Source organism: Sphingobium sp. Leaf26, assembly GCF_001421665.1.
In the GTDB taxonomy this organism is placed as follows: domain Bacteria; phylum Pseudomonadota; class Alphaproteobacteria; order Sphingomonadales; family Sphingomonadaceae; genus Sphingobium.
In genome coordinates this window covers 26,422-53,413 of sequence record NZ_LMKV01000009.1, presented here as the reverse complement: position 1 = coordinate 53,413, position 26,992 = coordinate 26,422, and the positions used below count along the sequence as shown (strand labels likewise).

Genomic DNA, 26,992 nt, shown 5'->3' with positions numbered 1-26,992 from the left:
TAGGCGCGTTATGCCTTCGCCTGCGGCTCCACCACGCGGACATGGAGTTCGCGCAATTGCTTGAATTCGGCGGCGCTGGGCGCGCCCATCAAAAGGTCTTCGGCGCGCTGGTTCATCGGGAACAGCGTGATTTCGCGCAGATTCTGCGCGCCGCACAGCAGCATCACGATGCGATCGACGCCAGCGGCCATGCCGCCATGCGGCGGCGCGCCATATTGGAAGGCGCGGTAGAGGCCGCCGAAGCGTTCCTCCACATCCGCCTTGCTCAGGCCGACCAGTTCGAACGCCTTGACCATCAGGTCGGGCGACTGGTTACGGATCGAGCCGGACGCGATTTCGAAGCCGTTGCAGACCATATCATATTGATAGGCATTGATGGTGAGGGGGTCTTGCGTGTTCAGCGCATCGAGGCCGCCCTGCGGCATGGAGAAGGGATTGTGGGCGAAGTCGATCGACTTCGAGTCCTCATCATATTCGTAGAAGGGGAAGTCCACGATCCAGCAGAGGTCGAACCGGTCCTTGTCGATCAGGTCGAGCTGTTCGCCGACGCGGATGCGGGCGAGGCCGGCGAGCTTTGCGGCTTGCGTTTCCTTGCCCGCGGCGAAGAAGACGCCGTCGTTGGGGCCAAGGCCCAGCGCCGCGATCAGCTTGGCGGTCGCTTCCTCGCCATGATTCTTGGCGATGGGGCCGCCGGGAACGCCATCCTTGATGTTGATGTAGCCCAGGCCCGAATAGCCTTCGCCGCGCGCCCAGACGTTCATGTCGTCGAAGAATTTGCGGCTGCCGGCGCCAGCGCCCGGCGCCGGGATGGCGCGGATGCGCGCGCCGCCATCGACCAGCGAGGCGAAAATGCCGAAGCCCGAACCCACGAAATGGTCGGTGACGTCCTGGATGATGACGGGGTTGCGCAGATCGGGCTTGTCGCTGCCATATTTCAGCAGCGCTTCGGCGTGGGGGATGCGCGGGAAGCTGCCCGCCGGGGTTACCGGCTTGCCCTCGGCGAACTCTTCGAACACCGAAGCGATGACCGGCTCCATCGTGTTCCAGACGTCTTCCTGCGTGACGAAGCTCATTTCCAGGTCGAGCTGGTAGAATTCGCCGGGCAGACGGTCGGCGCGCGGGTCTTCGTCACGGAAGCAGGGCGCGATCTGGAAATAGCGATCGAAACCGGCGACCATCAGCAACTGCTTATATTGCTGGGGCGCCTGCGGCAGGGCGTAGAATTTGCCGGGGTGGATGCGGCTGGGCACCAGGAAGTCGCGCGCGCCTTCCGGGCTGGAAGCCGTCAGGATCGGCGTCGAATATTCGGTGAAGCCAGCACCTTCCATGCGGCGGCGCATGTCGGAAATGACCTTTGTACGCTTGACGATGTTCGCGTGCAGCGTTTCGCGGCGCAGGTCGAGGAAGCGGTAACGCAGGCGGATATCTTCGGGATAATCCTGCTCGCCCGCGACCGGCAGCGGCAGTTCGGCGGCGGCGGAGAGGATCGTCACGACATCGGCCACGACCTCGATCTCGCCGGTCGCCATCCTGGGGTTGATGGCTTCGGCGGCGCGGGCGACGACCTTGCCCTCGATCGTCACGACGGATTCGAGGCGGAGCGATTCCAGCGCGCGGAGCGGATCGCTGTCGGCCTTCGCCACGATCTGGGTGATGCCATAATGGTCGCGCAGATCGACGAAGAGGACGCCGCCATGGTCGCGCTTGCGATGCACCCAGCCCGACACGCGGACCGCATTGCCGACGTCCGCTGTGGTCAGGGCGCCGCAGGTATGAGTGCGATAGGCGTGCATGGCGTTTACATCTTTCGGATTCGTTTTACGGAAATGACAAACTGTTGCAGTCTCGCTATGGCCAGCCATGTCATATTGACCAGCCCACGGACGCGGGCCAGCCCATAATAAGATCGAAGACCATATGCAAATTCATCCGCTGATTACCGATAGCAAGACTCTTGCCGACTTCTGCGCCCGCATCGCGAAATCCCCCTACATCGCCGTCGATACCGAGTTCATGCGGGAAAATAGCTATTGGCCCGAACTGTGCCTGGTGCAGGTCGCCGATCCGAACGAGGCGGCCGCGATCGACCCCAAGGCGCCCGGGCTGGACATGAAGCCGCTGCTCGACCTGATGGTGAACAATGAGGATATCCTCAAGGTCTTCCATGCCGGCGGGCAGGATATCGAGATCGTCCACAACCTGACCGGCAAGACGCCGCACCCGATGTTCGACACGCAGATCGCCGCCATGGCGCTGGGGCTGGGCGAACAGATCGGCTACGGCAATCTGGTCGATGCCTGGATGGGCGTGGTGCTGGACAAGGGCGCGCGCTTTACCGACTGGGCGCGGCGGCCGCTGGACAAGCGCCAGATCGACTATGCGATCGGCGACGTCACCTACCTGATCCAGATTTTCCCCAAGATGCTGGACGAATTGCGCAAGACCGGGCGTGGCGACTGGCTGGACCAGGAAATGGAGCGGATCAGCGATCCGTCCCATTATGAAAACGACCCGCAGCAGGCCTGGCAGCGCGTGCGCATCGCCAGCAAGAAGCCCGATGTGCTGGGTCGGCTGAAGGCGCTGGCGGCGTGGCGCGAAATCGAGGCGCAGGACAAGAACCTGCCGCGCGGTCGCATCGTGAAGGACGAGACGCTGGCCGATATCGCCAGCCATCCGCCGCGCCATCAGGAGGATCTGGGCAAGGTCCGGGGCCTGTCCACTACCTGGAAAAGCAACGATATCGGCGCGCGGCTGATGAATGCGCTGGCCAAGCATCAGCCATTGGCGCGCGACGAGATGCCCGATCGCGAACCGCGCCGGCCGGGGCTGGGCAAGGATGGCGCGCTGGTCGCCGACCTGCTCAAGCTGCTGCTCAAGATCCGGTCGCGCGACATCAATGTCGCCGCGCGGCTGATCGCGCGGACCGACGATATTGATGCGCTGGCGGCGGGCGTGCGCGAAGGCCTCTCCATCCTGGAAGGCTGGCGTTATGAACAATTCGGCCGGGACGCGGTTGATCTGGTCGAGGGCCGCATGGCCTTTGCGGTCAAGAATGGCCGGCTGAAGATGACGCGCACGGAATGAGGAGAGCGGTGATGCGGATGGCGATCCTGGGGCTGATGGCATCAAGTCTGTCCGCTTGTGCCGGTGCGGGGGACGAAGGACCGGCCACTCCGCCGGCCACCGCTGAAGGACCGTGCAGGCATGACGGGCTGGAGCGCTTTACGGGGCAGAAGGCCAGTGCGGAGGTGGGCGCGGCGCTGCTCAAGGCTTCGGGCGCGAAGTCGCTGCGCTGGGGCGGTCCCGGCATGGCCATGACGATGGATTTCCGGCCCGACCGGCTGACCGTCGGCTATGACGAAGCGATGGTGATTACATCGGCGCGCTGTGGGTGAACTTCAACCTCCGTTCGGGCCAGGCAAAGCCGGCGCCTGAGCGCGAGCGAAGGCCTCACCCCGTTCGGCCGAGCCGTTCGGCAGGCTCAGGGCGAACGGTTTTTCAGGATAATAGCTGGATATGACCGCTACCGCCGATCTGGCCATTCGCATGGCGCGCGCCGCGTTCAACCGGGCGCTGGCGGATGGCGACCTGAACGCCATCGGCCCCTTGCTGACCATGAATGTCGTGATGATGACTGGCACGGACAGCGCCATCATCGCCGGGCGCAAGGCGCAGTTGCAGGCGTGGAAGCGCGAATTCGCGGCGAAGGAGCGGATGATCTATACCCGCACGCCGGACCGGATCGTCGCCTCCCCGGTCGAGCCGATCGCGATGGAGCATGGCCATTGGACCGGCATGGTCGCCGGCACGACGATCGCGTCGGGCCAATACAGCGCGAAATGGCGGCATGTCGGGGACGACTGGCTGATCGAGGCGGAAATTTACCTGACGCTGGGCTGATATCGACCGGCTTTGATCCGATCCTGCGGCTCTCCATTCCCCGGCGTGGGCCGGGGAACACTTCACAGGGGTGGCGATCAGGCGGCCTGCGGCATGTCGATGACCGTGCGGTTGCGGCCTTCGCGCTTGGCCCGATACAACGCCGCATCGGCCAGTTGCAGCAGCGCGGCGCCGTCACCCGCCATGTTTTCGTCCCAGGTCGCGATGCCGAAAGACATGCTGGTCGATCCCAGCGCCCGGCCGCCATGGCGCAGCACGATTTCGGCGATGCCCTTGCGCACATCCTCCACCCGGCCTGCCAGCGCCTGCGCGGTGGTGCCCGGCGCGATGACGGCAAATTCCTCCCCGCCATAGCGACAGACGATGTCGCCGTCGCGGAAACGGCTGCGCATTTCATGGGCGACCGCCTGGAGCACGACGTCGCCGGCTTCATGGCCGAATTCGTCGTTGAAGCGCTTGAAATGATCGACGTCGCACATGACGGCGCTCAGCGGCACGGCGGAGCGGCGGGCGCGGGCGATCTCGATCGTCAGCGCTTCTTCCATGTAGCGGCGGTTGAACAGGCCAGTCAGCGGATCGCGGATCGTCTGTTCGCGCAGGCCCCGCTGGAGCCGATGGTTGACCAGCGCGGAGCTGATATTTTCCGCCATCACGGTCAGGCGGAATCCGCTTTCCTCGCCGATCACGCCCTCCAGATAGAGGGTGCCGATCACTTCGCCGCCGGCCAGCAGCGGCTCGCAATGATAGATGGCTTGCCGATCGACATGGCCGCAGACGATGTCGCCGCCGGGCTGGGTGACGCAATGGCTCTGGCCACGCCGCAGCGCCCAGCACTGGTCGGGCGCGAAGCCATCCTCAGCGGGGGTGAAACCGCTCCAGCCGGTGATCGGCACCAGCAGGTTGCGGCTGTTATTATGGGCGTAGAGCGCGCCGGGGATGCCCGGCAGCACACGCGGCATGAAGACGCGGATGACCTGCGCCAGTTCCTCGTCGGTGCGGGCCGCCTGCATGCGATGGGCCATGCCGCCCAGCAGTTCGATCACCTCGCCGCGTTCGCGCAGGATATTGCTGTTGCGCAGCAGTTCGCCATGGGCGGCCTTCAACTCCTGCTCGCTACGCCCCTGATCGGCGACCGCCGCCTGCAACTGGTCGGCCATTGCATTATAGCCGGACGCCAGCCGGGCGAATTCGCGCGATCCCATGGCGGTGGTGACCCGCGTGCTCCGGTCGCCCTCCCCCAATGCGGTCATCGCGCGGCTGATGACGCCAGCGGGACGACGGATGCCCCAGATCAGCAGCAGCGACACGGACAGGATGGCCAGCGCGACGATCGGCCCGCCGACCAGCGCGAGTTGCCGCACCCAGCCCAGCCGGCGATCGGCCGCGTCGATGCGGGTGAGGCGCAGGGCACGTTCTTCGGCGAGGAAGCTGTCGATGCGCAAAGTGAGCATGGTCATCAGATCGCGCCCGGCACCGCTGGCGATGGCGGTGCGCGCCTTGTCATAATCCCCCATGCGCGCATCGGCCAACGTGCCGCTCAGCATGGCCATGCGCCGGTCCATCAGGCTGCGCAATTCACGCGCGCGCATATTCTGGGTCGGATTGTCGGCGGTCAGCCGGTCCAGCCGGACCATGGCGTCGCGCGCGACCGCGACGCGCGCATCGGCCGGATCGGCGAAGCTGGCATTGCGGGTCAGGACGAAACCGCGCTGGCCCGATTCCGCTTCGCGCAGGGCGGACAGGGCGTCGTCCATCGTTTCGATCACCTCGGCCGAATGGCTCACCCAGCGGAAACTGTCGCGAGTCTGGATCGAGGCATCGACCAGCATCCAGATCAACGACAGAACGGCAACGAAGACCAGCGCGCCAAAGGCGGCGATCCGGGTGGAGAGAGAATTGAACATGCGCGACCTTGTTTCCAGGCCGCCAGTCTATCGGGAAGTCGTTAACAAATTTTAACGGTCAGCGTTTCCAGCGCGCCCAGATGGCGGTCGGCAAGGCGATGCCGCGCGCTTCTTCCCGCACCGCCAGTTCGCCCGCTTCCACGGTGCCGGGCAGGTCGGCAAAGGCCTGACGCAGCAATTCGCCGATCGCCAGCGCGGACATGCGCACCGCATAGACGGTCAGGAACAGGAAGCGACTGTCGGCATCCAGCAAGGCCCGGCAGTTGGCGATCAGGCCGGGCAGGTCTTCCTCCAGCCGCCAGACTTCGCCATCGGGGCCGCGACCATATTTGGGCGGGTCGAGCAATATGCCGTCATAGCGGCGATTGCGGCGGACTTCGCGGGCGACGAACTTGGCCGCGTCCTCCACGATCCAGCGGACCGGCCTGTCGGCCATGCCCGACAGGTCGGCATTGGCGCGGGCCTGCGCAACCGATTTCTTCGACGCATCGACATGCACCATGCGCGCGCCACCGGCCGACAGGGCCAACGTGCCGACGCCGGTATAGCCGAACAGGTTCATCACCTCCGCGTCCGGCTTGTCGGCATAGGTGGCGCGCAGATCGTCCCAGATCGGCGCCATGTCGGGGAAGAAGCCGAGATGACGGAAGGGCGTGCAACTCGACTGGAAGGTGACTTCGCGCCAGTGCAGCGGCCAGCCTTCGGCCGGGACCGGCTTTTCATAATACCAGCGACCGCCGCCATCCTCGTCCGATCCGGGGATGAATTCGCCGTCGGCTTTCCAGTCGGTCGTCGCGGGCTTCCACATCGCCTGCGGCTCCGGGCGAATGAAGCGGAAGCGACCATAGCGTTCCAGCTTGCGCCCGTCGCCACTGTCGAGCAGGCCGTAGTCGGACCAGGGTTCGCCGATGAGAGTCTTGAGTTCCAAACCCCGCTCCGATCAGCCGCGCGGGGTCGCGCGCTGTGCGATATAGGCGGTGACGGCCTCGAACGTGCCGGGCAGCTTGGCATAGCTTTCCTCACGCGCGAACAGATCACCCACGCGGGCGGGCAGCGGCGGGCGGGTGCCGGTCGCCCGTTCCACGGCATCGCGGAACTTGGCCGGGTGCGCGGTCGCCAGCGTCACGACCGGGATGGACGAGTCGAGGCCTGCTTCACGCGCGGCGGCAAGGCCGATGGCGCTGTGCGGATCGACGATCTGGCCAGCGCCGTCATAGGCCCAGCGCATCGCCATGGTCATGCCGTCGGCATCGACACGGGTGGAGGAGAAGAGATGGGCCGCGCCGTCGCGCTGGGCGTTGGTAAGGCGCATCGCCTTGCTGGCTTCAAAACCGCGCATCTGGTCGGCGAGGGCAAGGCCGTCGCGCCCGCCGGCGTCGAACAGGAGGCGCTCGAAATTGGAGCTGACCTGAATGTCCATGCTGGGCGTGGCGGTGGCGACCACCTGCCCCTGGCTGTAATCGCCTTCGGACAGGGCGCGATGCAGGATGTCGTTGACGTTGGTGGCGACGATCAGTCTGGCGACCGGCAGGCCCATCTGCGCAGCGACATAGCCGGCGAACACGTCACCGAAATTGCCGGTCGGGACCGAGAAGGCGACTTGCCGACCCGGCGCACCCAGGCGGACGGCGGCGTAGAAATAATAGACGACCTGCGCCATCAGCCGCGCCCAGTTGATGGAGTTGACGGCGGACAGGTTGAAGCGGCTCTTGAAACCGGCGTCGTTGAACATCGCCTTCACCAGCGCCTGCGCATCGTCGAAGCTGCCATCGATCGCGATGTTGTAGACGTTGGGGGCCAGCACGGTCGTCATCTGGCGGCGCTGCACGTCCGACACCCGGCCTTCGGGATGGAGCATGAAGATGTCGATCTTCTCACGGCCCGCAACGGCATCGATCGCGGCGGAGCCGGTATCGCCCGACGTCGCGCCGACGATGGTCAGGTGATCGTCGCGGCGCGAGAGAAACCGTTCGAATAGCTGGCCGAGCAACTGGAGCGCGACATCCTTGAACGCCAGCGTCGGGCCGTGGAACAGTTCGAGCAGCCAGTGCTGATGGTCGAGCTGGACCAGCGGGGTCACGGCCTGATGGCTGAAGCGGCCATAGGCGGCGGTGCACAGGTCGCGCAGTTCGTCTTCGGTCAGCGAACCGGCGACGAAGGGACTCATCACCCGGACGGCGGTTTCGACATAGGAGAGGCCGGCAAGCGCGCCGATCTGGTCGGCGGTAAAGGCCGGCCAGCGGGTCGGCAGATACAGGCCGCCATCGGACGCCAGACCGGCCAGCGTCACATCCTCGAAACCGAGCGCGGGCGCGCTCCCCCTGGTGCTCTGATATTGCATAATGGGAAAGCGCGGTAGCGGCCCGCGCGCGCGGGAGCAAGCGATTAGGCGCTTTTGTTGCGGCGGCGCAGGGCAAGGATGTAGATGATGACCGCCACGCCGGCAAAGAGGAACCATTGCACCGCATAGGCGAGATGGTTGTTGGGGACGTCGGCCGCGCTGGGCGGCGCGGCGGGCTTGAGGCCGGCGGGCGCTTCGCGGGCGATCAGCATCGGGCGGAGCGGTGGCGCCTTGCCGCCTATGCGCTCGACAAGGGCGCGATGGTCGGGCTCCTGGGATATCCAGCCGCTGACCTGTCCCCCGGTCCAGTTCGGCTTGTCGTCGGGCTTTTGCCCCACGCCGATCGCGACCAGCGCGCCCGGCCCTTCCGCCCCGGTCGAACATTCCGCGATATGGCGATAGCCGGTCGACCCGTCAGCAGCGCGGCCCGCCTCCACTCGCCAGCCCACCACGCGCAGGCAATGGAGCGAGGACGGACGGAAGAGGATGTCGGCTTCGACCGGCGGCAGGTTCGGGAAAGACACCGCCGGGCGGCCCGGATTGGCGGCGGCCAGCGCCAGCGCCGCTGCTTTTTCGCCGCGACGCTGGAGTTGCCAAACGCCAAGGCCGATCATCGTCAGCACCGCCAGCGCGACGAGCAGGGTCGGGATCAGGGGGATGCGGGTGGGCGCTGGGGCGAGCGGGGGCTGATCGGTCATGGCCGGTCCTCAAGACGTGATGGAATATCGTCATTGCGAGCGTAGCGACAATGGATTGCTTCGCTATGCTCGCAATGACGCATGAAGAGAAATCCGTCGCGGTGATATCCCCATGCAGGCCAAAAGAAAACGGCCGGAGCAGATGCCCCGGCCGATTGATCTTGTCAGCGTAGTGCGTTGCCTCAGCCGCCGTGGACCGGCGCGCCCCAGCCGCCCCAGACATAGATGGCGACGAACAGGAACAGCCACACCACATCGACGAAATGCCAGTACCAGGCGGCGGCTTCGAAGCCGAAATGCTGGCGGGGGGTGAAGTGGCCCTTGTACACGCGCACCAGGTTCACGATCAGGAAGATGGTGCCGACGATGACGTGGAAGCCATGGAAGCCGGTCGCCATGTAGAAGCCCGAACTGTAAGGCGATCCACCGAACGGGAACGGCGCATGCGCATATTCATAGGCCTGGATCGACGAGAAGAGCAGGCCGAGCAGGATGGTGCACCACAGACCCTTTTTCAGGCCTTCGCGGTCGCCATGGATCAGCGCATGATGCGCCCAGGTGACGGTGGTGCCCGAACAGAGCAGGATCAGCGTGTTGAGCAAGGGCAGCTCGAACGCATTCATGACCTCGATCCCCTTGGACGGGAACATCCCCTCGATCGGGGCGAGCGCGCTGGGGAAGAGGGAGAAGTCGAAAAAGGCCCAGAACCAGCCGACGAAGAACATGACTTCCGACGCGATGAACAGGATCATGCCGTAGCGCAGGTGCAGTTGCACCACCGGCGTATGGTCGCCGGCATGGGCTTCGGTGATCACATTGGCCCACCAGCTGTAGAAGGTGAAGAGGACGCCAGCGACGCCGAGCAGGAAGACCCAGCCGCCGCCTGCCGGCATGGCGTCGGGGTGCATCCACATGATCGCGCCAAATGCCATGACCAGCGCCGACATTGAGCCGAAGAGCGGCCAGATGCTGGGCGGAAGGATGTGATAATCGTGGTTCTTGGCGCCTGCCATCGTCTCTTCCCTGTTCGCTTTTCCGTTATCGTTTCCAGCTTTAGCTTGGCTTCCCATCCTGCTCAACAGGGTAGAAGGTGTAGCTCAAGGTAATTTGCTGCGTATCCTTGTTGTCCGAATCCTGCAAAATCTTCGGATCGATATAATAAAGCACCGGCATGCGGACTTCCTCACCGGGCTTGAGCGTCTGCTGGGTGAAGCAGAAACACTGGATCTTGGTGAAATAGGCGCCCGCCTGCGTCGGGGTGACGTTGAAGCTGGCGGTGCCGGTCACCGGCTTGTCCGACATGTTCTTGGCGATGAAGATCGCCATGTCCTTGCGCCCGATCGTCACGGTATCCGTGCGATGTTCCGGGTAGAATTGCCATGGCATGCCCGGCTGGACGTTGGAATCGAAGCGGATCGACATGGTGTGGCCGGTGGCGGCCTGCACCTGCACATCGGCGGCGGCCCGTCTGGTGGTGCCGCCAAAGCCGGTCTGTTCGCAGAAGATGCGATAGAGAGGCACGGACGCGAAGCCCAGCCCCAGCATGGACAGACCCACCGCCGCCATCGCCGCCAGCGTGCGCCGGTTGCGGCGATCGCGGTCGAACGGGGAAGGCGGCAGGGTGGCCATCAATTGCCGCCCATCTTGGCGATGGTGATGCCGTAGAACAGCAGGACGAGCGCGCCCAGAAGCAGGCCCATCACCAGCGCGCGCGATTTCTGCCGGGCGCGGATCTTGTCGTTTTCCTCCGGCGTCATGCGAGCAGCCAGCGGTCGACGACCACTGCCCCGAACAGCAGGAAGAGATAGAGGATCGAATATTTGAACAGCCGCTTTTCCGGGGCCATGCGGGCCGGGTCGCTCTCACGCCGGCGATAGACCTGGAAGGCGAACACGGCGAACAGCGCGGTGCCCAGCAATGCGGCGGTGCCATAGACGATGCCGGTCAGTTGCAGCAGCACCGGCGCCATCGCGGCGATCGCCATGATCGCGGTATAGCCCCAGATCTGGCGACGGGTCACGACTTCGCCGGACACGACCGGCAGCATCGGGATGCCGGCGGCGGCATAATCGGTCTTCACGAACAGGGCGAGCGCCCAGAAATGGGGCGGCGTCCAGAAGAAGATCAGCATGAACAGAGCGACCGGCAGGGCGCTGATGTCGCCCGTCACCGCCGCCCAGCCGATCACGGGCGGGAAGGCCCCAGCCGCGCCGCCGATGACGATATTCTGCGCCGTACGAGGCTTGAGCCAGATGGTGTAGACGATGACATAGAAGAGGATCGACACGGCCAGCACCGCAGCAGCGAGCCAGTTGGTCGCCATACCCAGCAGGATGACCGAGAAAAAGGAGAGGCCGACCCCGAAATGCAACGCCGATTGCCGGTCCATCCGGCCGGCGGGCAGCGGGCGATTGGCGGTGCGCTTCATCTTGGCGTCGATGTCCGCCTCATACCATTGATTGAGCGCGGCGGCGGCGCCGGCCCCGATGGCGATGCAGAGAATCGTGGTGAAGGCGAGGATGGGGTGCAGATGCCCCGGCGCGGCCAGCAGTCCGCACAGGCCCGTGAACACGACCAGAGTCATGACTCGCGGCTTGGTCAGCGCGACGAAATCGCGCCAATGGGCGGGCAGCATGGGGCTGTCGGTAGGGGTTTGGGCCCCGGTGGCGAACGACGAACTGGCCATAATTTCCTCGTGGGTTCAGCCCGGCGCCTTTACACGGCCGGGCCGATCCGGGCAACGGGGCCTCCGGTGGGCAGATTGTCCGCCCCGTACCCCCTGGAGCGCCCCGGCGAACCGGGACGCCCATGATGGCAGCGCTTAATGATGCGCCGTGTCGTCGATCACCGGCAGGGTTTCGAACTGGTGGAAGGGCGGCGGGCTGGACAGGGTCCATTCCAGCGTGGTGGCGCCTTCGCCCCAGGGGTTGGCTTCCGCCTTCTTGCCGGCCGCCAGCGACCAGATCAGGTTGATGAAGAAGATGCCCATGCCGGCCGCCATGATTTCATAGCCGTGGCTGGCCAGTTCGTTCCACTTTTCAAACGCGGCGGGATAATCGGGATAGCGACGCGGCATGCCCGACAGGCCCAGGAAGTGCATGGGGAAGAACAGCAGGTTCACGCCGATGAAGAACACCCAGAAGTGCAACTGGCCGAGGAACTCATTGTACATCTTGCCCGACATTTTCGGGAACCAGTAGTAGAAGCCCGCGAACAGACCGAACACCGCGCCCAGCGACAGGACATAGTGGAAGTGCGCGACGACATAATAGGTGTCGTGCAGCACGTCATCGACGCCGCCATTGGCCAGCACGACGCCGGTGACGCCGCCCACGGTGAAGAGGAAGATGAAGCCCAGCGCCCAGACCATCGGCGTCTTGAAGCTGATCGAGCCGCCCCAGATGGTCGCGATCCACGAGAAGATCTTGATGCCCGTGGGTACGGCGATGACCATGGTGGCGGCGGTGAAATACATCTTCACATTCACCGACATGCCGGTGGTGAACATGTGGTGCGCCCAGACGACGAAGCCGACGACACCGATCGCGACCATGGCATAGGCCATGCCAAGATAACCGAAGACGGGCTTGCGGCTGAAGGTCGAGATGATCTGGCTGACGATGCCGAAGCCGGGCAGGATCATGATGTAGACTTCGGGGTGGCCGAAGAACCAGAAAAGATGCTGGTAGAGTTCGGGATCGCCGCCACCGGCCGCGTCGTAGAAGGTCGTGCCGAAGTTACGATCGGTCAGCAGCATGGTGATCGCGGCGGCCAGGACCGGCAGTGCGAGGAGCAGCAGGAAGGCGGTGACCAGCACCGACCAGACGAACAGTGGCATCTTGTGCAGGGTCATGCCCGGCGCGCGCATGTTGAGGATGGTGGTGATGAAGTTGATCGCACCCAGGATCGACGAGGCGCCCGCGATGTGCAGCGAGAGGATCGCCATGTCGACGGCGGGGCCGGCCGAACCGCTGGTCGACAGCGGGGCATAGACGGTCCAGCCGGTGCCAGCGCCGTTGCCGGTGCCACCGGGAACGAAGGTCGAGCCGAGCAGCAGGGCGAAGGCGGGAATGAGCAGCCAGAAGCTGACATTGTTCATCCGCGGGAAGGCCATGTCCGGCGCGCCGATCATGATCGGCACGAACCAGTTGCCGAAGCCGCCGATCATTGCGGGCATCACCATGAAGAAGACCATGATGAGGCCGTGGGCGGTGATGAGCACGTTCCACAGATGATAGGCCTGGTCCAGAGTCGCCTCCGGCCCGTCCATCATCATCGCCCATGTATGCAGATACTGGATGCCCGGATGGGCCAGTTCGGCGCGCATCAGGCCCGAAATGCCGCCGCCGATGATGCCGGCGATGATCGCGAAGATCAGGTAGAGGGTGCCGATGTCCTTATGATTGGTGGACATGAACCAGCGCTGGAAGAAGGCTGGTTTGTGATCGGCATCGTGATGATCGTGATCATGGGCGTGATCGTGATGATGATCTGCGGTGATGGTGGTCATGGCGTTCCTACCCCTGATCAGATTTTCGCGTCGGCGGCGGGCGCGGCGTCAGCCGTCTTTTCCGCTGCCTGAGGCGCCGTTGCGGTCGCGGCCGGGGCCGTTCCGGCGGGCTTGCCGCCCTGCGAGAGCACCCACTGGTCGAACTGAGCCGGGGGCAGTGCCTCGATCGCGATCGGCATGAAGCCGTGGCGCGCGCCGCACAGCTCCGAGCACTGGCCGTAATAGACGCCCGGCTCGTCGATGGTGAAGCTCTTCTCGTTCAGGCGACCCGGCACGGCATCCATCTTCACCCAGAGCGAGGGCACGGCGAAGGCGTGGATCACGTCGGCGCCGGTGATGATGAGCTTGATCGGGCGACCGGCGGGCAGCACCAGACGATTGTCGGGCGCGAGCAGATAAGGCTCGCCATTGGCCTTCGCCTTGTCTTCCGGCAGCATGTTGGAGACGAACTCCGGAATGCCGTTGTCGGGATATTCATAGCCCCAATACCATTGATAGCCGGTCACCTTGACGACGACGGCATCCTTGGGCGCGGGCTTATACTGATCCGCGAGCAGGCCGATGGAGGGCACCGCGACGACCAGCAGGATCACGACCGGCAACACGGTCCAGATCACTTCGATCATCGTGTTGTGCGCGGTCTTCGACGGGATCGGGTTGGCGCTGCGGCGGAATTTCCACATCGCATAGAGCATCAGGATCAGGACGAAGATCGAGATCGCGAAGATCAGCGGGATCAGCATCACGTCATGCAACCAGCGCGCGGTGTGGCCGGTCGAGGTGAACTGTTCCTGCAGGGTGTATTCGCCCGGCTTGGGCATGCCGATGCCTTCGGTAGGCTTCATCCGCGGCGGCGCGGCGACGGTGGCAACGGGCGCAGCCTCCGCGGCGGGCGCGGTGGCATTGGCGGCCGATTCGGCCGGTGCGGCGGCATTTTCCGTAGCTGGTGCGGCAGCGACGGCATTGTCCTGCGCAAGTGCATGTCCGCCCATTGCGAGTGAAGGCGCTAAGGCCAACAACCCGGCTAGAACGAGCGATTTCACCTTGTTCATAGCGTCTTCTACCCCGTAACCCCTTGGCGCCGCTGCAACGAAGACGCGCATGTCATGCGCTGATAGTCCTCGCCCGTTTCGGTTCTGCCGCGGCTTATAGGCATGGTTTTCCCCTGCCTCAAGCATGTCGGAGCAGATTTTCTTCGCTGTTGCAACGCTTCCCTTGGCCGCCTATTCGGCAGGCTCCGCGCACAGGGGCGCGATCATGGCGCGCCAACCTGCGCGCCATGCGGGTGGAAGACCGACCGGACCGCAGGGCACCGGGCGCACGACATGGATTTAGGACGGCATGACAGACGAGGAAGTATTGGCGGAATTCCGGGCGGCGGGGGCGCTGCTCGAAGGACATTTCATCCTGTCGTCGGGTCGTCGCAGCGCCAATTACCTGCAATGCGCCCGCGTGCTGATGAACGCCGATCGCGCCGGCAAGCTGGCCCGCGCCATGGTGCAGCAATTGCCGCGCGAAGTGCGGCAGGAGATTGATCTGGTCGTGTCGCCGGCGATGGGCGGCCTGATCATCGGCCATGAAGTCGGCCGCGCGCTGGACAAGGACGCCGTGTTTCTGGAGCGGCCCGACGGCGTGTTCGAGCTGCGCCGCGGCTTTGCGATCACGCCGGGGCAGAAAGTGCTGATGGTCGAGGACGTCGTCACCACCGGCCTGTCGTCGCGCCAGGCGATCGCGGCGGTGGAAGCCGAAGGCGGCATCGTCGTCGCCGAAGTCGCGCTGGTCGACCGGTCGGCCGGTGAAGTCGATCTGGGCGTGCCCTTCTACCCGCTCGTGTCCATCAACTTCCCGGTGTATGAAGCCGATGCGATCCCGCCCGAACTGGCGGCGGTCCCCGCGATCAAGCCCGGCAGCCGGAAGCAGTAACACAGATGACCATGCCCCTGCGCCTTGGCGTCAATATCGACCATGTGGCGACCATCCGCAACGCGCGTGGGGGCGAACATCCCGATCCGGTGAAGGCCGCGCTGCTGGCGGTGAAGGCCGGGGCGGACGGCATTACCGCGCATCTGCGCGAGGACCGGCGGCATATCCGCGACGCGGATATCGCCACGCTGATGGCGGCGCTGACCGTGCCGCTGAACCTGGAGATGGCGGCGACGCAGGAGATGCTGGACATCGCGCTGCGCTACAAGCCGCATGCCGCCTGCATCGTCCCGGAAAAGCGCGAGGAACGCACGACCGAGGGCGGGCTGGACGCCGCCGGGCAGTTTGAGACGTTGAAGCCGATCGTCGGCCAATTGAACGACGCGGGGATTCGCGTCAGCCTGTTCATCGAGGCCGACGCGCGCCAAATCGACGCGGCGATCCGGCTGGGCGCACCGGTGGTGGAATTTCATACCGGGGCCTACGCGCATTTGTCCGGTGAAGCGCGCGCGGCCGAACTGCGCCGCATTGCCGACGCCACCGCGCTGGCGGCCAAGAACGGGATCGAGCCGCATGCCGGCCATGGCCTGACCTTCGACAATGTCGCGCCGATCGCCGCCATCCCGCAGGTCGCCGAACTCAATATCGGCCATTTCCTGATCGGCGAGGCGATCTTCGGCGGGCTGGAAGCCAGCATCAGGGAGATGCGGCGGCAAATGGATCTGGCGCGGTGAACATCGCCCCGACCGCCCAACCGATGCTATTCTGGATATTGTTTTCGGTTCATTGGGTTGTCCTGGCTTTTCTGGCTGTCGGCGTATTGGTCGGTTTCATCATGGCCATGTCAGTCACCTTTTTGTTGCCAGCCATCTGGCAAACCGCAGGATTAGCATTTGCCCACGAACGAAAACGCAGTGCATTGATCGGACAGGCCAACGTCGTCTTAGTAACCCTCGGCATTGTTGACGTCTGCGCCGTTTGGATTTTCGCGTGATCATCGGCCTCGGCTCCGATCTCTGCAATATCGAGCGGATACAGAATTCGCTCGATCGCTTTGGCGACCGGTTCGTGCAGCGCGTCTTTACCGAGGTGGAGCAGGCCAAGGCGCAGCGCCGGCCCTTCACCAGAGCCGGCACGCTGGCGAAACGCTTCGCGGCCAAGGAAGCCTTTTCCAAGGCCGTCGGCACGGGCTTCAAGGCAGGCGTGTTCATGAAGGATATCGGCGTGGTCAACGCGCCGTCGGGCGCGCCGACATTGGCGCTGACCGGCGGAGCGCTCACGCGGCTGGAATCGATGGTGCCGGCGGGGCATAAGGCGGTTATACATCTGACGCTCACCGATGATCATCCCTGGGCGCAGGCCTTCGTCATCATCGAAGCGCTGCCCCTGTGAGCGATATTGTGAGCGATAATCCCCCAAGCGAAAGCCAGCCCGTGACGGCCATCGACCTGCCAAAAGACCAGATTGACGACCGGCCCGCCCCCGACGCGCAGCAGGAGGGCAAGGCCCCGGCGGTCAACTGGTTGTACGAACTGAAAAGCATCGTCCTGCTGATCCTGGCGGTGCTGGCGTTCCACAGTTTCGTCGCCAAGCCCTTCTACATTCCCAGCGAATCGATGATGCCGGTGCTGCTGACCGGCGACCGGCTGGTGGTGAGCAAATTCCCCTATGGCTGGTCCTATGTGTCGCCCAGTTTCCACCCCCTGCCCTTCCTGAAAGGCCGGGTGCTGGGCCGCCTGCCCGGCCGTGGAGACATCGTCATCGTCAGCCCCCAGAACCGGCGCGAGGATTATATCAAGCGGGTGATCGGCCTGCCCGGCGACATCATCGAGGTGCGCGGCGGCCAGGTGATCCTGAACGGCGTGGCGGTGAAGCAGAAGATGCTGAAACCCATGCGGCTGGCCGTCGACGGCAACGCCCCCTGCCCGCCGCTGCAATTCCCCGGCGCACTGGTGACGGACAAGGACGGCAAGGCCTATTGCGAACTGCCGGTGCGGCAGGAAATCCTGCCCAATGGCAAGACCTACACCACGATCGACATGGGGCCGAGCGCGCTCGACTGGTACGGGCCGGTGCGGGTGCCGGCGGATCATGTCTTCCTGATGGGCGACAATCGCGACAACAGCGCCGACAGCCGTGCGCCGCTGGAGGAAAATGGGCTGGGCGGGCCGGTGCCGTTCGAGGCGATCGGCGGCCGGGCGGAGTTCATCACCTTCAGCCTGGACGGCGATTCGACCTGGAACCCGATGACCTGGCTGCATGCGTTCCGCAGCGGCCGGGCCGGGAACAGCCTGCGGCCAAAGAGCGTTACAGTGCCGGAATAAATGCAGAAGGGGCACCGGGTTTTGAGCGACGCGCACGAGCATCATGTCGAATTGCCCGGTCCCAGCGAAGTCCGTAGCCCGTTGGTCAATCAGGAACTGAAACGCGCCGGCGTGTGGTTCGGGCTGGCCATTGCGGTGGCGCTGGTCGTGCTGCTGGCCCAGCCGCTGATGCTGGTCATGGGCGCGCTGGTGCTGGCGACGATGATGGATGGCGGCACGCGGTTGCTGGGCCGCATCCTGCCGATATCGCGGGGCTGGCGGCTGACCATCGTGCTGCTCGGCGCGGTCGCCTTCATGGCCTATACCTTCTACCTCACCGGATCGAGCCTGGCGGCGCAGGCGCAGGCGATGCGCACCATCGTGGAGGCGCAGGTCATGCGCATCGGCGGCTGGATGCAGCAATTGGGCATCAGCGCCACGCCGTCGGACCTGAAGGGCCTGGCCGGCCAGGCGATGAGCAGCATGGGCCGGGTGACGGCTGCGGTCGGCACGGCGGTCGGCGCGATCACCAGCGGCGTCATGATGCTGGTGCTGGCGATCTTCATCGCGGTGGAACCCAAACTTTATGAACGCGGCGTCGCCTGGATGCTGCCGATCGACAAGCGCGCCCATTTCTATGCCGTCGCCGACAAGATGGGCTGGACGCTGCGCCGGCTGATGTTCGGGCGGCTGATCGGCATGACGGTGGAAGGCGTGGGCGTGTGGCTGTTCCTGTGGATGGGCAATGTGCCGATGGCGGGCCTGCTGGGCATATTGACCGGCCTGTTCGCTTTCCTGCCCAATATCGGGTCGATCATTTCGGGCGTGCTCATCATCCTGGTGGGCTTTTCCGGGGGCACGCATACCGGCTTCTATGCCTTTGGCGTCTATATGGTGGTGCAGATCGTCGACGGCTATCTGATCGTGCCGATGGTGGCGAAGCGCGCCACGGACCTTGCCCCGGCGCTGGTGCTGGCGGCGCAGATATTGTTCGGCGCGTTGTTCGGCATCATGGGGCTGTTCCTGGCCGACCCGATCGTCGCGATGATCAAGGTCTATCTGGAGGAGCGTTCCAAGGCGATGGCCGGGAAGAAGGGCCTGATCCAGACGGGTGCCGTTGGATCGACGGACACATAGAATATAAGTCCGTTCGCCCTCAATCTGTCCAAGGGCTGCCCGGTCCTGCCAATATTCCCCAAAAGAGAAGGGCTTCGACAGGCTCGGCCCGAACGGGTGAAGGGAAATGCGCGCTTAACTTCGCACATTTCCCGCTCGTTTCGATATAATCGAACCCGAGTTGGACATTTCCTGTCGCGTAGCGATCTGTAGCGTTCCTTATAGCAATTTGCCCGCCTGTAGGACAGAATGGGAACCACAGCCCTGGCCGGTCATTGGCTTTAAGAGTGGCGCTGGAGAGGATTGGACCATGACGAAACCCTTGGACAAGCAGAAGAAACTGCATTTCGACCTGACCAATGTCGGGATGCGCGCGCAGGCGACCGCCGTGGGGCTGTTGCAGCTTTGTCTGGAACTGCGCCGCGCGGGCGTGCTGGATGACGGCGCGGTCGAGCGGATCAAGGGCGCCATCGCCTGCGATATCGAGGTGTCCGCGCCCCGTTCCGTCGCCACGGCCGAATATCGACGCGACATCAAGATCCGGCTCGACAAGCTGTTCACCGGCGAAGAGAAGATCGGCAGCGCCGATGCGCTGGCCTTCGGCACCATGGATGACGATTCGGTCTGTCAGGGGCACGCCTGATTCGGACCTGATCCGGGCATGAAAAAAGGGGCCGCGAAACGGCCCCTTTTTCATTCCGGCTTTGCGACGCTGCGGCTCAGTTGCCGGCGTGCGGCACTGCGCCCTGCGGCATCCCGCCCTGCTGCTGCATCTGCTGCTGAAGCTGCATCAGTTCCGCCTTCGACTTATAGTCGTGCAGCGTGACGTCGAACACCAGCACAGAGCCGGCAGGGATCGGGCCGGCGGCCTGATCGCCATAGCCAAGCTGCGGCGGAATCCACAGGCGGTACTTGCCGCCCTTCTTCATCTTTTGCAGGCCCTCCGAGAAGCCCGGCACGACGCCGTCGATCGGCATCGGCGCCTGCGGATTCTCGTCGAACACCGTGCCGTCGAGCAGCGTGCCCTTATACCCCACCAGCGCCACGTCGGCGGTGGTCGGACTCGCACCCGTGCCTTCCGAAAGAACCTTGTACTGAAGGCCCGATTCGGTCGTCACGACGCCGTCGGCATGGCCGTTCTGCGTCAGGAACGCGGCCGGCGAGGACTGGACACCCTGCTGGCCCGCCCAGGCGAGGCCGCCTGCGGCCAGCGCCACGGCGGCGACGCCGATCCAGAGGCGCGTCAAAGACCCCTTGGCGATAGGACGAAGGGGAACGGCCGTCGTGGACATGGGCGTTAGCTCGCAATTAAGGGCAGGAAAGCAGCTTCAAGGGAGCGGGGCGACTGAGTCCGCAGACCCGGGCGCCGCCCCGAACGGCGCTTACTTCGCGCCGTCGCGCTCGGCGCGCTTGCGCTCCATCTTGCGCGCGCGGCGGACCGCGGCAGCCTTTTCACGGGCGCGCTTTTCCGACGGCTTTTCGTAGTGGCGACGCAGCTTCATTTCGCGATACACGCCTTCACGCTGCAACTTCTTCTTGAGCGCGCGAAGAGCCTGGTCGACATTGTTGTCGCGAACGATGATCTGCATAAGTCCGTCAATCTCCAATCGAAAACGGGCGGTTCGCCGGGACTTGTCTGTCCATCCCGACGGGCCGACCGAATAGCAAAGCCAATGAGTCGTCGCGGGTCGCCCCACGCCATGTGGGCGGCGCCCTACCAGCAGGCCTATGCAAATTCAACCCCAAAGGGCCGAAACTCGACATTCCGAACGGTCGGCGCGATAGTGGTGCGATAAAGATACAGGAGGATTGCCATGGCGACAGCCACTCACCTTGCCACCCAGCGCCCCGACATGTCCGCCGCCGAACGGGAGGCGCGCCAGCAGCTCGCCGCCTGCTACCGCATCTTCGATCATATGGGCTGGTCGGAGCTGATCTACAACCATATCACCCTGCGCGTACCGGGCGAAGACGGCGCTTTTCTCATCAATCCCTTCGGTCTGGGCTATGATGAGGTGACGGCGTCGAACCTGGTGAAGATCGATATCGACGGCCATGTGCTGGACGGCAGCCCCTACCCGGTGAACCGGGCGGGCTTCACCCAGCACAGCGTGTTTCACCGCCACCTGCCCGACGCCCATTGCATCATCCATACCCATACCACGGCGGGCATGGCGGTGAGCGCCTGCGCCGAAGGGCTGCGTCCGATCAGTTTCTATGCCGCCGCCTTCATCGGGCGAATCGCCTATCACGCATTCGAAGGGGTCACGATTCGGCCGGAGGAAGGCGAGCGGCTGATCGCCAATCTGGGCGAGCGGCGGGTGATGCTGTTGCGCAATCATGGGACTTTGGTGATGGCGGGCAGCCTGCCCGAAGCCTTCCTGACGCACTGGCTGCTGCAACGCGCCTGCGAGATCCAGGTGGCGGCCGGCGCGGCGGGGACGCCGGTCGATATTCCGCCCGAAGTGATCGCCGTGCATCAGCGCGACCTGAGCGCCGTGCAATTGCCGGTCGGACCGGGGGTGCCGGATTTCCAGACGATGCTGCGGCGAATCGACAAAATCGATCCAAGCTGGCGAAACTGAGCGGCGTCGGCGGTCAGGGGCGGGGGCAGCTTTCGCCCTCGGCCGCGAGTCGGCGCACCTCCTGCGCGGCGACCTGCGCCAGCCAGGCGCGGCGTTCCGCCTTGTCGGCATTCTCCTCCGCCAGTTTGCGCGCGGTCTGCGCCGCGTTGCGCTGCTGGACCGCCATGCGGGCGTAGGTGAAGGCGGCGATCGACAGGCCCGACAGGGTGACGACGAGCAGGAAGGCGAAGGCCGAGAGGGCGGCGACGATTCGCCGGCGGCGGCGCTGGTCGCGGCGGTAGAGCGCGGCATAGGGAAGGCCGAGCAGCCCGGCGATCAGCTTCAGCTTGACGATGGTGCGCTCGTTCTTTTGCAGGTCGGGCGCGAGCGGTTCAAGCGGCTGGCTGCGGTCGAGATCGCCGGCCGCATCGAGCGCGAACAGCAGGGGGGCGGGAAAACATGCCTGCTCCCCGTCACCGGGGACGCCGGCGGCGATGAGGGCGAAGACCGGCGCGTCCGGGTTCAGGCGCTTGAAGGAACGGATTTCCTGATCGACCCAGGGCGAGCGGGCGGCGCTGGGCGAGCAGATGACGATCAGCGCGTCGGACCGGGCCAGCGCGGCTTGCAGCTTTGGCCCGAGTTCGGCGGCGCCGGCCAGTTCATCCTCGTCCCGGAAGACCGGGCGCAGCCGCGCCGGGACGGTGCCGCGATCGCCCTGCGTCCCGACCAGCCCCCTGGGCACGCGGTAATGTTCGATGGCCCGGTGCAGCCAGCGCGCCACCTTCATGTCGGCATGGCTGTAGCTGATGAAGGCGGCATAGCGGCCGTCGCCCGCCCCGCCGACCAGCGCGGAAAGATGCTTATGGGCGTAGCCGGCCAGTTCCGCACCGCCCGCGAGCACTGGCTTTCCGACCGCCGCGGCAGTATTCACAGGGGCGGAGAAGATCTTACCGAGGGGATTGGGCATGAGGCGGGGATTCCTGATCGCGGCGGCGATGTTCGGCATGGGCAGTCCGATGGCGGCGCAGAAGCCGACGCCCGCGCCCGTCGCACCGCAGGACGCAACGCCACATGGACCGGCCGATCCCTTCGCGCAGGCGATCGCCGCGCAACAGGTGGCCGACTTCGCCCGGCGCGAGCGCGATCCCCATGCGATGCTGACGGCTGCCCGGATGCTGCAACAGGTGCCGATGAGCGGCGACAGGATGGGCGGCGACAGGGCGCAGGACGATGCCGCCTTCTCGCCGGCCGCCCTGTTCGCCGAGGCCAGGGCGCTGGCCCGCGACGACCAGAGCCTGTTGTTGCAGATTCGCATGGCGCAGTCGGCCGGTCGCGGTGTGGTCGCCTCCGCCTTTGGCAAGGGGCTGGTGCGGCGGGTGCTGGATGTCGATCCGCGCAATGCCTATCGCTTCACCGTCACCGCCAAAGGGGGCGAGCCGCTGCGCATCGGGGCGATCGGCGATATCGGCACCAATATGTATATCCGCCTGCTCGATGCGTCGGGTAAGCAGATTTGCCTGGACGACAACAGGGATTATGCGCCGGTCTGCGCCGTCACGCCGCGCGCGTCGGGGCAATATCGCGTCGATATCGGCAATCGCAGCGCCGCCAGAAGCCGGACCGTGATCCTGAGCAACTAGGCGCGCGGGCGACGACATGGCCGGTCAGTTGCCGGTATAGAGTTCGCCGATCGACAGGCCGGCCTGTCCCCCGGCCTTTGCCAGCAGCGCGCGGATCGGTTCGACCAGCCGGGCGGCGGCGCGCTGATTTTCCACCGTGCGCAGCAGCAGGCGGAAATCCTGCGGCGGCTGCGGCGTGACCAGCGCGACGACATGATCGGCGCCGAAGGGCGGGATCACCTGACTGTCGAGGACGGGGAGCGACTGGCCGGCGGCGAGCGCGCCATCGCCATCCGACGCCGCGACCGGAAAGAGCCGCTGGATAGTACCGTCCGAAGCGATGTTGAATATGGTCGCATAGCGCGGACCGGCCGCGACGCCCTGACCGGGTTGCGACTGGGCCAGCGCCAGCGTGACCGGGGCGCCGGAGGGATAGCGCGCGCCATTGTCGAGCGGGCCGACCATCAGCCGGGCGCCGCGTTCCGACAGGAGGGGACGCAGCGCCTCCAGCGCGGCCCATTTGTCGATCACGCCACGCACCTGCGCCGGCGTCTTCACAGTCTGCGCGACGATGTCGCCGGTCCGCCGCAGCATCGCCTGCGCGCGCGCATCCCAGACGAAGTCGGCCCCCTGCCCGTCGGTCAGGATACGCCAGGGATGGTCGCCGCTGACGCTGGCGCGCGCCTTGAGGTCCTCGACATAGAGGCCAGGCAACGGCGGCGGCGCGGGTGGTGTGGGTGACGGCGGCGGCGGCGGCGGCACGGTGGCGAACAGGCCCTGCCGTTCGCGCCCCGGCGGGATGATTATATTGCTTTCCTGCCGCTGACCGCTGAGCATCCGCACCTGCACGTTGAGATAGGCTCCCAGTTCGCCGATCGAAAGCGTGCCGTCGCCATCCTGATCGGCGGCCATGCCCTTGCCATCGGCGCGCGGCGTGGCGATCCCCTGCTCGAACGACCAGGTCAGGAAGCCGCGAGTCGGCGCGCCCTCCACCGGCAGCGCATTTTCCCAGGCGATCTGGTCGTCGCGCGCGGCGGCGATGTAGAAGAGGTTGGGCAGGTCGTCGCGGGTCGCACTGCCCCCGATGTCGTCACTGGCCGCCAGCACCGAGGCGAAGCGCGGCGCGGGCCGGGCGCCCAGCTCGACATTGCGGGCGCCCAGCGTCAGGCGCGGCGTCATGCCCATGGCGCGCGGATCGACCGAGCGGTGCAGGGTGCCCGAATGGCAGGTGTCGGCCATCATCAGCACCTGCACGCCGCGCGGCACGTACAGCGACAGCCATGTGTAGAAATCCTTGTCGACGATGAAGCGTTCGGCATCCTTCACATCGGGATCGAAGCCGGGCAGCGGCAGGAACTGGTCGGTATCGCCGTCGCGCGTCCCCTTGACCGCCGCCTCCGCCAGCGCGCCATGGCCGGTATAATAGAGGAAGATCCAGTCACCCGGCTTGGCCCGCAGGCCCAGCGCATGGAGCGCGGTTTCCACCGTCGTGCGGTTGACGCCCTCATTGCGCAGGACGGTGACATCGCTGGCCCCCTGCTCCCGGATCAGCGTCTCCATAGCGGCCAGATCATTTTCCGGCCCGACCAGATCCATGATAAGACTGGATTTAAATTGCCAGGCCCCGACAAGCAGCGCCCGCGTCTCGGCATGGGCATAACCCGAATGGGTTATTAGTGTGATAAATCCGGTCAATATTGTTGCCCAGAATCCACGCCGCCCCACCGACATTAGGAATCCCCCGCGCTTTTTTGTTGCCTTGAAACTCCTACACTCATAATCATGGATAGGTAATCGGGGCAATAACTATATCATGACTCGGAGCGGGCATATGACCGTGTTGCGTTGCACTATAGCTATTGCTTCGCTTATCTTCATGTTCGGAAGCACAACGAACGGACTGGCGCAGGACGCGACCGTTCCACCGTCCGATCAGGCCCCCGCAAGCGGCGCAGCGGGTCGCGGCGTGCGGATTTTGCCGCCAGAGCCGCCCGCCCCCAATGCCATTGCAAATGAGCAACACGTGCAGCAGGCGCCCGCCCATGCGATCGTCCCCGCTCCTGTCGCCGATCCGGGCAAGCAGGCAGCGGTGCTGCCGGTCCTCAAAAGCTGCGACCGGCCGGTGCGCAAACCGACCCTCCGCTTCGGCGACGGCGTCGCCTTCGACCAGGCGCTCAAGAGCAAGCTGCGGCGCGGCCGGACCGTCGTGGTCGACATGGACACGCCCTATGCGGCGGATCGTGAGGCGCCGCTGCCGCTGGGCGCATGGCTCAATGAGGTGAAGCAGAGCGGCGGCACGGTCAGCATCGCGCCCTATTGCCAGAAGGGGCGCGGCTTCGGCGGCTTCTTCGCCAACCTGTTCGGCGGCGGCCCCGCCCAACCCTATAAGGCCGCGCGCCGCTATGACGCGGTGCTGCATGTCGACGCCGTCGATCAGGTCGTGACCCAGGTCGAGTTCGCCCCGCGCAAGGCCGCGCGATGAGCCGGATTCAGCCGGGGGGCGGGCGCGGCGGACTCCGCGCGCTGGCGGCCATGCTGGCCATGCTGTGGCTGGTTCTGGCGGGGCCGGTGCGCGCGGCGGACGAACCGCGCCTGGCGCTGGTGATCGTCAACGGCGCGTACCAGTCGTTCGACAGGCTGGGTTCCACTTATACGGATGGTGACAAGGTAGCGACCGCGCTCAACGCCACCGGATTCGTCGACGCCAGCGGGACCGGCCCGGTGCAGGTGCGCCGCGACCTGACCCGCGCGGCGATGCGCCAGGCCATCGCCGATTTCCGCGCGAAGCTGGCCGCCGCCGGGCCAAAGGCGTTCGGCACGCTCTATTTTTCCGGCCATGGCGCGGCATTGGGCAGCTATGGCGACGTCATGCTGCTGCCGGTCGATGCAGGCCGCGACCTGACGCCCGAAAGCGCGACGATGACCCGCGCGGCGCTGACCCACAATCTGCTGGGATCGGGCGCGAAGACGGTGCTGATCGTGCTGGACATGTGCCGCAACGTGCTGCCCGCGCCGCCGCCTTCGCTGACGCAGATGATCGCGGCCGAGACGGGGACCGAGGCCAGCGCGGTGGGCGAACTGGCCGGCAGCAAGGGGCTGCGCCGCATGGTGCGCGCGCCCGCCGCCGCGATCCGGCCGGACCAGGGCTATCTGGTCGCCTTTTCCACCAGCGCCGATCAGGTCGCGTTCGACGATGGCGTCTTTTCCAAGATATTGGCGGAGGAAATCCGCCGGCCGCAGCAGAATATCGCCGATGCGCTGAAGCGCGTGTCGGACCGGGTGGCGCTGTCCTCGACCAAGAATTTCCAGAAGCCGACCTTCGACTATGGCCTTCAGGGTGCGCCGCCCTGCTTCATCAGTTGCGACCGGGCGGCGAGCGATCGTTTCTACGACTGCGCCAACTGCCCCTGGATGCGCGCGGTCCCGGCCGGCGTCACGCCGTTCGGATCGCCCCTGTCGGAACCGGGCCGGGGCGGCGACGAGATGGCGCAAGCCGATGTGAAGATCGACCGACCCTTCGCGATCGGCGTCTATGAAGTGACGATCGCCGAATGGAATGGCTGCGTGCGCGACAATGCCTGTCCGAAGCTGGGCAACTGGTCGAAGGAAAATCCCAATCCGCTGATCCCGGCGAGCGACATCAGCTATGAGGATGCGCAGGCCTTCCTCGCCTGGCTGACGGTCCAGTCGGGCCGCGCCTATCGCCTGCCGAGCGAGCAGGAATGGGAATATGCCAGCCGGGCCGGCGCGCCCACGGCCTTTCCCTGGGGCGACGATATCGGTCCGTCCATGGCCAATTACGATCATACCGCCCGCTATCACGGCTCCGATACCGCGCCCTATCGCGGCTATCCCGAAGCGGTGAACAGCTATCCCGCCAATGCCTTCGGCCTCAACCAGATGCAGGGCAATATGTGGGAATGGACAGCGGGCTGCACCGATACGAGTTGCAAGGGGCGAATCATGCGCGGCGGGTCGTTCCAGAGCGCACCCGATACGCTGCGATCGGCCAACCGCTTTACCGTACCGCCGGGCAAGCGCCGGCAGGATGCGGGATTGCGCGTCGTGCGCGATCTGGAACCGGACGAAATCGGGGGATCGTCCTGATCCGGGG

At 65.3% G+C, this 26,992-nt stretch carries 29 protein-coding genes; 14 read left to right on the top strand and 15 right to left on the bottom strand.

All coding sequences use genetic code 11. The annotated features are described in order from the left end of the window. Positions 1–8: 8 nt before the first annotated feature. Positions 9–1,793, bottom strand: coding sequence for an aspartate--tRNA ligase (gene aspS / locus ASE85_RS08565; RefSeq protein ID WP_056686650.1), 1,785 nt, complete (start codon positions 1,791–1,793; stop codon positions 9–11). 124 nt (positions 1,794–1,917) lie between these two features. On the opposite strand from aspS, the gene rnd reads away from it, so the two are divergent. The 3 genes from rnd (at position 1,918) to ASE85_RS08550 (ending at position 3,900) form a co-directional block, all read left to right on the top strand. Next, complete coding sequence (gene rnd / locus ASE85_RS08560) at positions 1,918–3,084, top strand: ribonuclease D (protein ID WP_056686647.1); 1,167 nt, start codon at positions 1,918–1,920, stop codon at positions 3,082–3,084. 11 nt (positions 3,085–3,095) lie between these two features. Next, positions 3,096–3,395, top strand: coding sequence for an I78 family peptidase inhibitor (locus ASE85_RS08555; protein ID WP_056686644.1), 300 nt, complete (start codon positions 3,096–3,098; stop codon positions 3,393–3,395). 121 nt (positions 3,396–3,516) lie between these two features. Beyond that, positions 3,517–3,900, top strand: a complete 384-nt coding sequence (locus tag ASE85_RS08550; protein ID WP_056686641.1) for a nuclear transport factor 2 family protein — start codon at positions 3,517–3,519, stop codon at positions 3,898–3,900. A 77-nt stretch (positions 3,901–3,977) separates the two neighbouring features. Here ASE85_RS08550 and ASE85_RS08545 read toward each other — a convergent pair whose 3' ends face one another. The 10 genes from ASE85_RS08545 to coxB form a co-directional block, all read right to left on the bottom strand. Beyond that, complete coding sequence (locus ASE85_RS08545; protein ID WP_056686638.1) at positions 3,978–5,804, bottom strand: diguanylate cyclase; 1,827 nt, start codon at positions 5,802–5,804, stop codon at positions 3,978–3,980. 58 nt (positions 5,805–5,862) lie between these two features. Continuing rightward, the gene (locus tag ASE85_RS08540; RefSeq protein WP_056686635.1) at positions 5,863–6,732 is read right to left on the bottom strand and encodes a class I SAM-dependent methyltransferase; all 870 of its coding nucleotides are present in this window, start codon (positions 6,730–6,732) and stop codon (positions 5,863–5,865) included. Positions 6,733–6,744: 12 nt separating this feature from the next. After that, positions 6,745–8,145 carry a threonine synthase gene (gene thrC, locus ASE85_RS08535; RefSeq protein ID WP_056686632.1) on the bottom strand — a complete coding sequence of 467 codons (1,401 nt, stop codon included), beginning with the start codon at positions 8,143–8,145 and terminating at the stop codon, positions 6,745–6,747. A gap of 44 nt (positions 8,146–8,189) precedes the next feature. Beyond that, the gene (locus ASE85_RS08530) at positions 8,190–8,843 is read right to left on the bottom strand and encodes an SURF1 family cytochrome oxidase biogenesis protein (RefSeq protein WP_056686629.1); all 654 of its coding nucleotides are present in this window, start codon (positions 8,841–8,843) and stop codon (positions 8,190–8,192) included. Positions 8,844–9,025: 182 nt separating this feature from the next. Next, positions 9,026–9,856, bottom strand: a complete 831-nt coding sequence (locus tag ASE85_RS08525; RefSeq protein WP_056686626.1) for a cytochrome c oxidase subunit 3 — start codon at positions 9,854–9,856, stop codon at positions 9,026–9,028. A 40-nt stretch (positions 9,857–9,896) separates the two neighbouring features. Continuing rightward, on the bottom strand, positions 9,897–10,472 hold the full coding sequence (locus tag ASE85_RS08520; RefSeq protein ID WP_056686623.1) for a cytochrome c oxidase assembly protein: 576 nt from the start codon (positions 10,470–10,472) through the stop codon (positions 9,897–9,899). Further along, a complete protein-coding gene (locus tag ASE85_RS24205; RefSeq protein WP_254913851.1) occupies positions 10,472–10,600 on the bottom strand; it encodes a hypothetical protein in 129 nt (42 codons plus the stop codon). Before ASE85_RS24205 ends, ASE85_RS08520 begins: the two co-directional genes overlap by 1 nt. After that, positions 10,597–11,529, bottom strand: a complete 933-nt coding sequence (locus tag ASE85_RS08515; protein ID WP_056686620.1) for a heme o synthase — start codon at positions 11,527–11,529, stop codon at positions 10,597–10,599. The genes ASE85_RS24205 and ASE85_RS08515 overlap by 4 nt, the downstream gene beginning before the upstream one ends. A gap of 135 nt (positions 11,530–11,664) precedes the next feature. Then, positions 11,665–13,353: a cytochrome c oxidase subunit I gene (gene ctaD, locus ASE85_RS08510; RefSeq protein ID WP_056686617.1), complete on the bottom strand. Its 1,689-nt coding sequence runs from the start codon at positions 13,351–13,353 to the stop codon at positions 11,665–11,667. Between the two features lie 17 nt (positions 13,354–13,370). After that, positions 13,371–14,405 carry a cytochrome c oxidase subunit II gene (gene coxB / locus ASE85_RS08505; protein WP_056686614.1) on the bottom strand — a complete coding sequence of 345 codons (1,035 nt, stop codon included), beginning with the start codon at positions 14,403–14,405 and terminating at the stop codon, positions 13,371–13,373. A gap of 289 nt (positions 14,406–14,694) precedes the next feature. Between coxB and pyrE the strand changes: the two genes are divergently transcribed. The 7 genes from pyrE to ASE85_RS08470 all read left to right on the top strand — a co-directional run bounded on the left by pyrE (position 14,695) and on the right by ASE85_RS08470 (position 19,338). Then, on the top strand, positions 14,695–15,276 hold the full coding sequence (gene pyrE / locus ASE85_RS08500) for an orotate phosphoribosyltransferase (RefSeq protein ID WP_056686611.1): 582 nt from the start codon (positions 14,695–14,697) through the stop codon (positions 15,274–15,276). A 5-nt stretch (positions 15,277–15,281) separates the two neighbouring features. After that, complete coding sequence (locus tag ASE85_RS08495; protein WP_056686608.1) at positions 15,282–16,010, top strand: pyridoxine 5'-phosphate synthase; 729 nt, start codon at positions 15,282–15,284, stop codon at positions 16,008–16,010. Beyond that, the gene (locus ASE85_RS08490) at positions 16,007–16,270 is read left to right on the top strand and encodes a hypothetical protein (protein WP_056686605.1); all 264 of its coding nucleotides are present in this window, start codon (positions 16,007–16,009) and stop codon (positions 16,268–16,270) included. The genes ASE85_RS08495 and ASE85_RS08490 overlap by 4 nt, the downstream gene beginning before the upstream one ends. Next, the gene (gene acpS, locus ASE85_RS08485; RefSeq protein ID WP_056686602.1) at positions 16,267–16,668 is read left to right on the top strand and encodes a holo-ACP synthase; all 402 of its coding nucleotides are present in this window, start codon (positions 16,267–16,269) and stop codon (positions 16,666–16,668) included. Before ASE85_RS08490 ends, acpS begins: the two co-directional genes overlap by 4 nt. Before the next feature lie 71 nt (positions 16,669–16,739). After that, entirely contained in the window at positions 16,740–17,600 is an 861-nt protein-coding gene (lepB, locus tag ASE85_RS08480) for a signal peptidase I (RefSeq protein ID WP_082462733.1), read from the top strand. Positions 17,601–17,621: 21 nt separating this feature from the next. Next, positions 17,622–18,716: an AI-2E family transporter gene (locus ASE85_RS08475; RefSeq protein WP_056686599.1), complete on the top strand. Its 1,095-nt coding sequence runs from the start codon at positions 17,622–17,624 to the stop codon at positions 18,714–18,716. A gap of 289 nt (positions 18,717–19,005) precedes the next feature. Then, on the top strand, positions 19,006–19,338 hold the full coding sequence (locus ASE85_RS08470) for a hypothetical protein (RefSeq protein WP_056686596.1): 333 nt from the start codon (positions 19,006–19,008) through the stop codon (positions 19,336–19,338). A gap of 76 nt (positions 19,339–19,414) precedes the next feature. On the opposite strand, the gene ASE85_RS08465 is transcribed toward ASE85_RS08470, so the two are convergent. Both ASE85_RS08465 and rpsU read right to left on the bottom strand, forming a co-directional pair. Beyond that, positions 19,415–19,987: an FKBP-type peptidyl-prolyl cis-trans isomerase gene (locus ASE85_RS08465; RefSeq protein ID WP_056686593.1), complete on the bottom strand. Its 573-nt coding sequence runs from the start codon at positions 19,985–19,987 to the stop codon at positions 19,415–19,417. A 90-nt stretch (positions 19,988–20,077) separates the two neighbouring features. Then, on the bottom strand, positions 20,078–20,284 hold the full coding sequence (rpsU, locus tag ASE85_RS08460) for a 30S ribosomal protein S21 (RefSeq protein ID WP_056686590.1): 207 nt from the start codon (positions 20,282–20,284) through the stop codon (positions 20,078–20,080). A gap of 225 nt (positions 20,285–20,509) precedes the next feature. Here rpsU and ASE85_RS08455 point away from each other — a divergent pair, with 225 nt between their 5' ends. Next, positions 20,510–21,280: a class II aldolase/adducin family protein gene (locus tag ASE85_RS08455; protein WP_056686587.1), complete on the top strand. Its 771-nt coding sequence runs from the start codon at positions 20,510–20,512 to the stop codon at positions 21,278–21,280. A gap of 13 nt (positions 21,281–21,293) precedes the next feature. Here ASE85_RS08455 and ASE85_RS08450 read toward each other — a convergent pair whose 3' ends face one another. Next, the gene (locus ASE85_RS08450; RefSeq protein ID WP_056686584.1) at positions 21,294–22,226 is read right to left on the bottom strand and encodes a toll/interleukin-1 receptor domain-containing protein; all 933 of its coding nucleotides are present in this window, start codon (positions 22,224–22,226) and stop codon (positions 21,294–21,296) included. Between ASE85_RS08450 and ASE85_RS08445 the strand changes: the two genes are divergently transcribed. Further along, the gene (locus ASE85_RS08445) at positions 22,225–22,899 is read left to right on the top strand and encodes a hypothetical protein (RefSeq protein ID WP_056686581.1); all 675 of its coding nucleotides are present in this window, start codon (positions 22,225–22,227) and stop codon (positions 22,897–22,899) included. The two genes, ASE85_RS08450 and ASE85_RS08445, sit on opposite strands and share 2 nt — an antisense overlap. A 24-nt stretch (positions 22,900–22,923) precedes the next feature. Here ASE85_RS08445 and ASE85_RS08440 read toward each other — a convergent pair whose 3' ends face one another. Next, positions 22,924–24,573 (bottom strand): caspase family protein, encoded by a 1,650-nt coding sequence (locus ASE85_RS08440; protein ID WP_235523416.1) that lies wholly within the window; start codon positions 24,571–24,573, stop codon positions 22,924–22,926. Between the two features lie 328 nt (positions 24,574–24,901). Between ASE85_RS08440 and ASE85_RS08435 the strand changes: the two genes are divergently transcribed. Together ASE85_RS08435 and ASE85_RS08430 are read left to right on the top strand one after the other, a co-directional pair. Beyond that, a complete protein-coding gene (locus ASE85_RS08435) occupies positions 24,902–25,360 on the top strand; it encodes a hypothetical protein (protein ID WP_156358261.1) in 459 nt (152 codons plus the stop codon). Continuing rightward, positions 25,357–26,985 (top strand): SUMF1/EgtB/PvdO family nonheme iron enzyme, encoded by a 1,629-nt coding sequence (locus ASE85_RS08430; protein ID WP_056686571.1) that lies wholly within the window; start codon positions 25,357–25,359, stop codon positions 26,983–26,985. The genes ASE85_RS08435 and ASE85_RS08430 overlap by 4 nt, the downstream gene beginning before the upstream one ends. Positions 26,986–26,992: the final 7 nt, after the last annotated feature.

Excerpts from the sequence above, each read along its gene's own strand:
- aspS (WP_056686650.1), bottom strand. The coding sequence starts at position 1,793 with ATGCACGCCTATCGCACTCATACCTGCGGCGCCCTGACCACAGCGGAC.
- rnd (WP_056686647.1), top strand. The coding sequence starts at position 1,918 with ATGCAAATTCATCCGCTGATTACCGATAGCAAGACTCTTGCCGACTTC.
- ASE85_RS08555 (WP_056686644.1), top strand. The coding sequence starts at position 3,096 with ATGCGGATGGCGATCCTGGGGCTGATGGCATCAAGTCTGTCCGCTTGT.
- ASE85_RS08550 (WP_056686641.1), top strand. The coding sequence starts at position 3,517 with ATGACCGCTACCGCCGATCTGGCCATTCGCATGGCGCGCGCCGCGTTC.
- ASE85_RS08545 (WP_056686638.1), bottom strand. The coding sequence starts at position 5,804 with ATGTTCAATTCTCTCTCCACCCGGATCGCCGCCTTTGGCGCGCTGGTC.
- thrC (WP_056686632.1), bottom strand. The coding sequence starts at position 8,145 with ATGCAATATCAGAGCACCAGGGGGAGCGCGCCCGCGCTCGGTTTCGAG.
- ASE85_RS08530 (WP_056686629.1), bottom strand. The coding sequence starts at position 8,843 with ATGACCGATCAGCCCCCGCTCGCCCCAGCGCCCACCCGCATCCCCCTG.
- ASE85_RS08525 (WP_056686626.1), bottom strand. The coding sequence starts at position 9,856 with ATGGCAGGCGCCAAGAACCACGATTATCACATCCTTCCGCCCAGCATC.
- ASE85_RS08520 (WP_056686623.1), bottom strand. The coding sequence starts at position 10,472 with ATGGCCACCCTGCCGCCTTCCCCGTTCGACCGCGATCGCCGCAACCGG.
- ASE85_RS24205 (WP_254913851.1), bottom strand. The coding sequence starts at position 10,600 with ATGACGCCGGAGGAAAACGACAAGATCCGCGCCCGGCAGAAATCGCGC.
- ASE85_RS08515 (WP_056686620.1), bottom strand. The coding sequence starts at position 11,529 with ATGGCCAGTTCGTCGTTCGCCACCGGGGCCCAAACCCCTACCGACAGC.
- ctaD (WP_056686617.1), bottom strand. The coding sequence starts at position 13,353 with ATGACCACCATCACCGCAGATCATCATCACGATCACGCCCATGATCAC.
- coxB (WP_056686614.1), bottom strand. The coding sequence starts at position 14,405 with ATGAACAAGGTGAAATCGCTCGTTCTAGCCGGGTTGTTGGCCTTAGCG.
- pyrE (WP_056686611.1), top strand. The coding sequence starts at position 14,695 with ATGACAGACGAGGAAGTATTGGCGGAATTCCGGGCGGCGGGGGCGCTG.
- ASE85_RS08495 (WP_056686608.1), top strand. The coding sequence starts at position 15,282 with ATGACCATGCCCCTGCGCCTTGGCGTCAATATCGACCATGTGGCGACC.
- ASE85_RS08470 (WP_056686596.1), top strand. The coding sequence starts at position 19,006 with ATGACGAAACCCTTGGACAAGCAGAAGAAACTGCATTTCGACCTGACC.
- ASE85_RS08465 (WP_056686593.1), bottom strand. The coding sequence starts at position 19,987 with ATGTCCACGACGGCCGTTCCCCTTCGTCCTATCGCCAAGGGGTCTTTG.
- rpsU (WP_056686590.1), bottom strand. The coding sequence starts at position 20,284 with ATGCAGATCATCGTTCGCGACAACAATGTCGACCAGGCTCTTCGCGCG.
- ASE85_RS08455 (WP_056686587.1), top strand. The coding sequence starts at position 20,510 with ATGGCGACAGCCACTCACCTTGCCACCCAGCGCCCCGACATGTCCGCC.
- ASE85_RS08445 (WP_056686581.1), top strand. The coding sequence starts at position 22,225 with ATGAGGCGGGGATTCCTGATCGCGGCGGCGATGTTCGGCATGGGCAGT.
- ASE85_RS08450 (WP_056686584.1), bottom strand. The coding sequence starts at position 22,226 with ATGCCCAATCCCCTCGGTAAGATCTTCTCCGCCCCTGTGAATACTGCC.
- ASE85_RS08430 (WP_056686571.1), top strand. The coding sequence starts at position 25,357 with ATGAGCCGGATTCAGCCGGGGGGCGGGCGCGGCGGACTCCGCGCGCTG.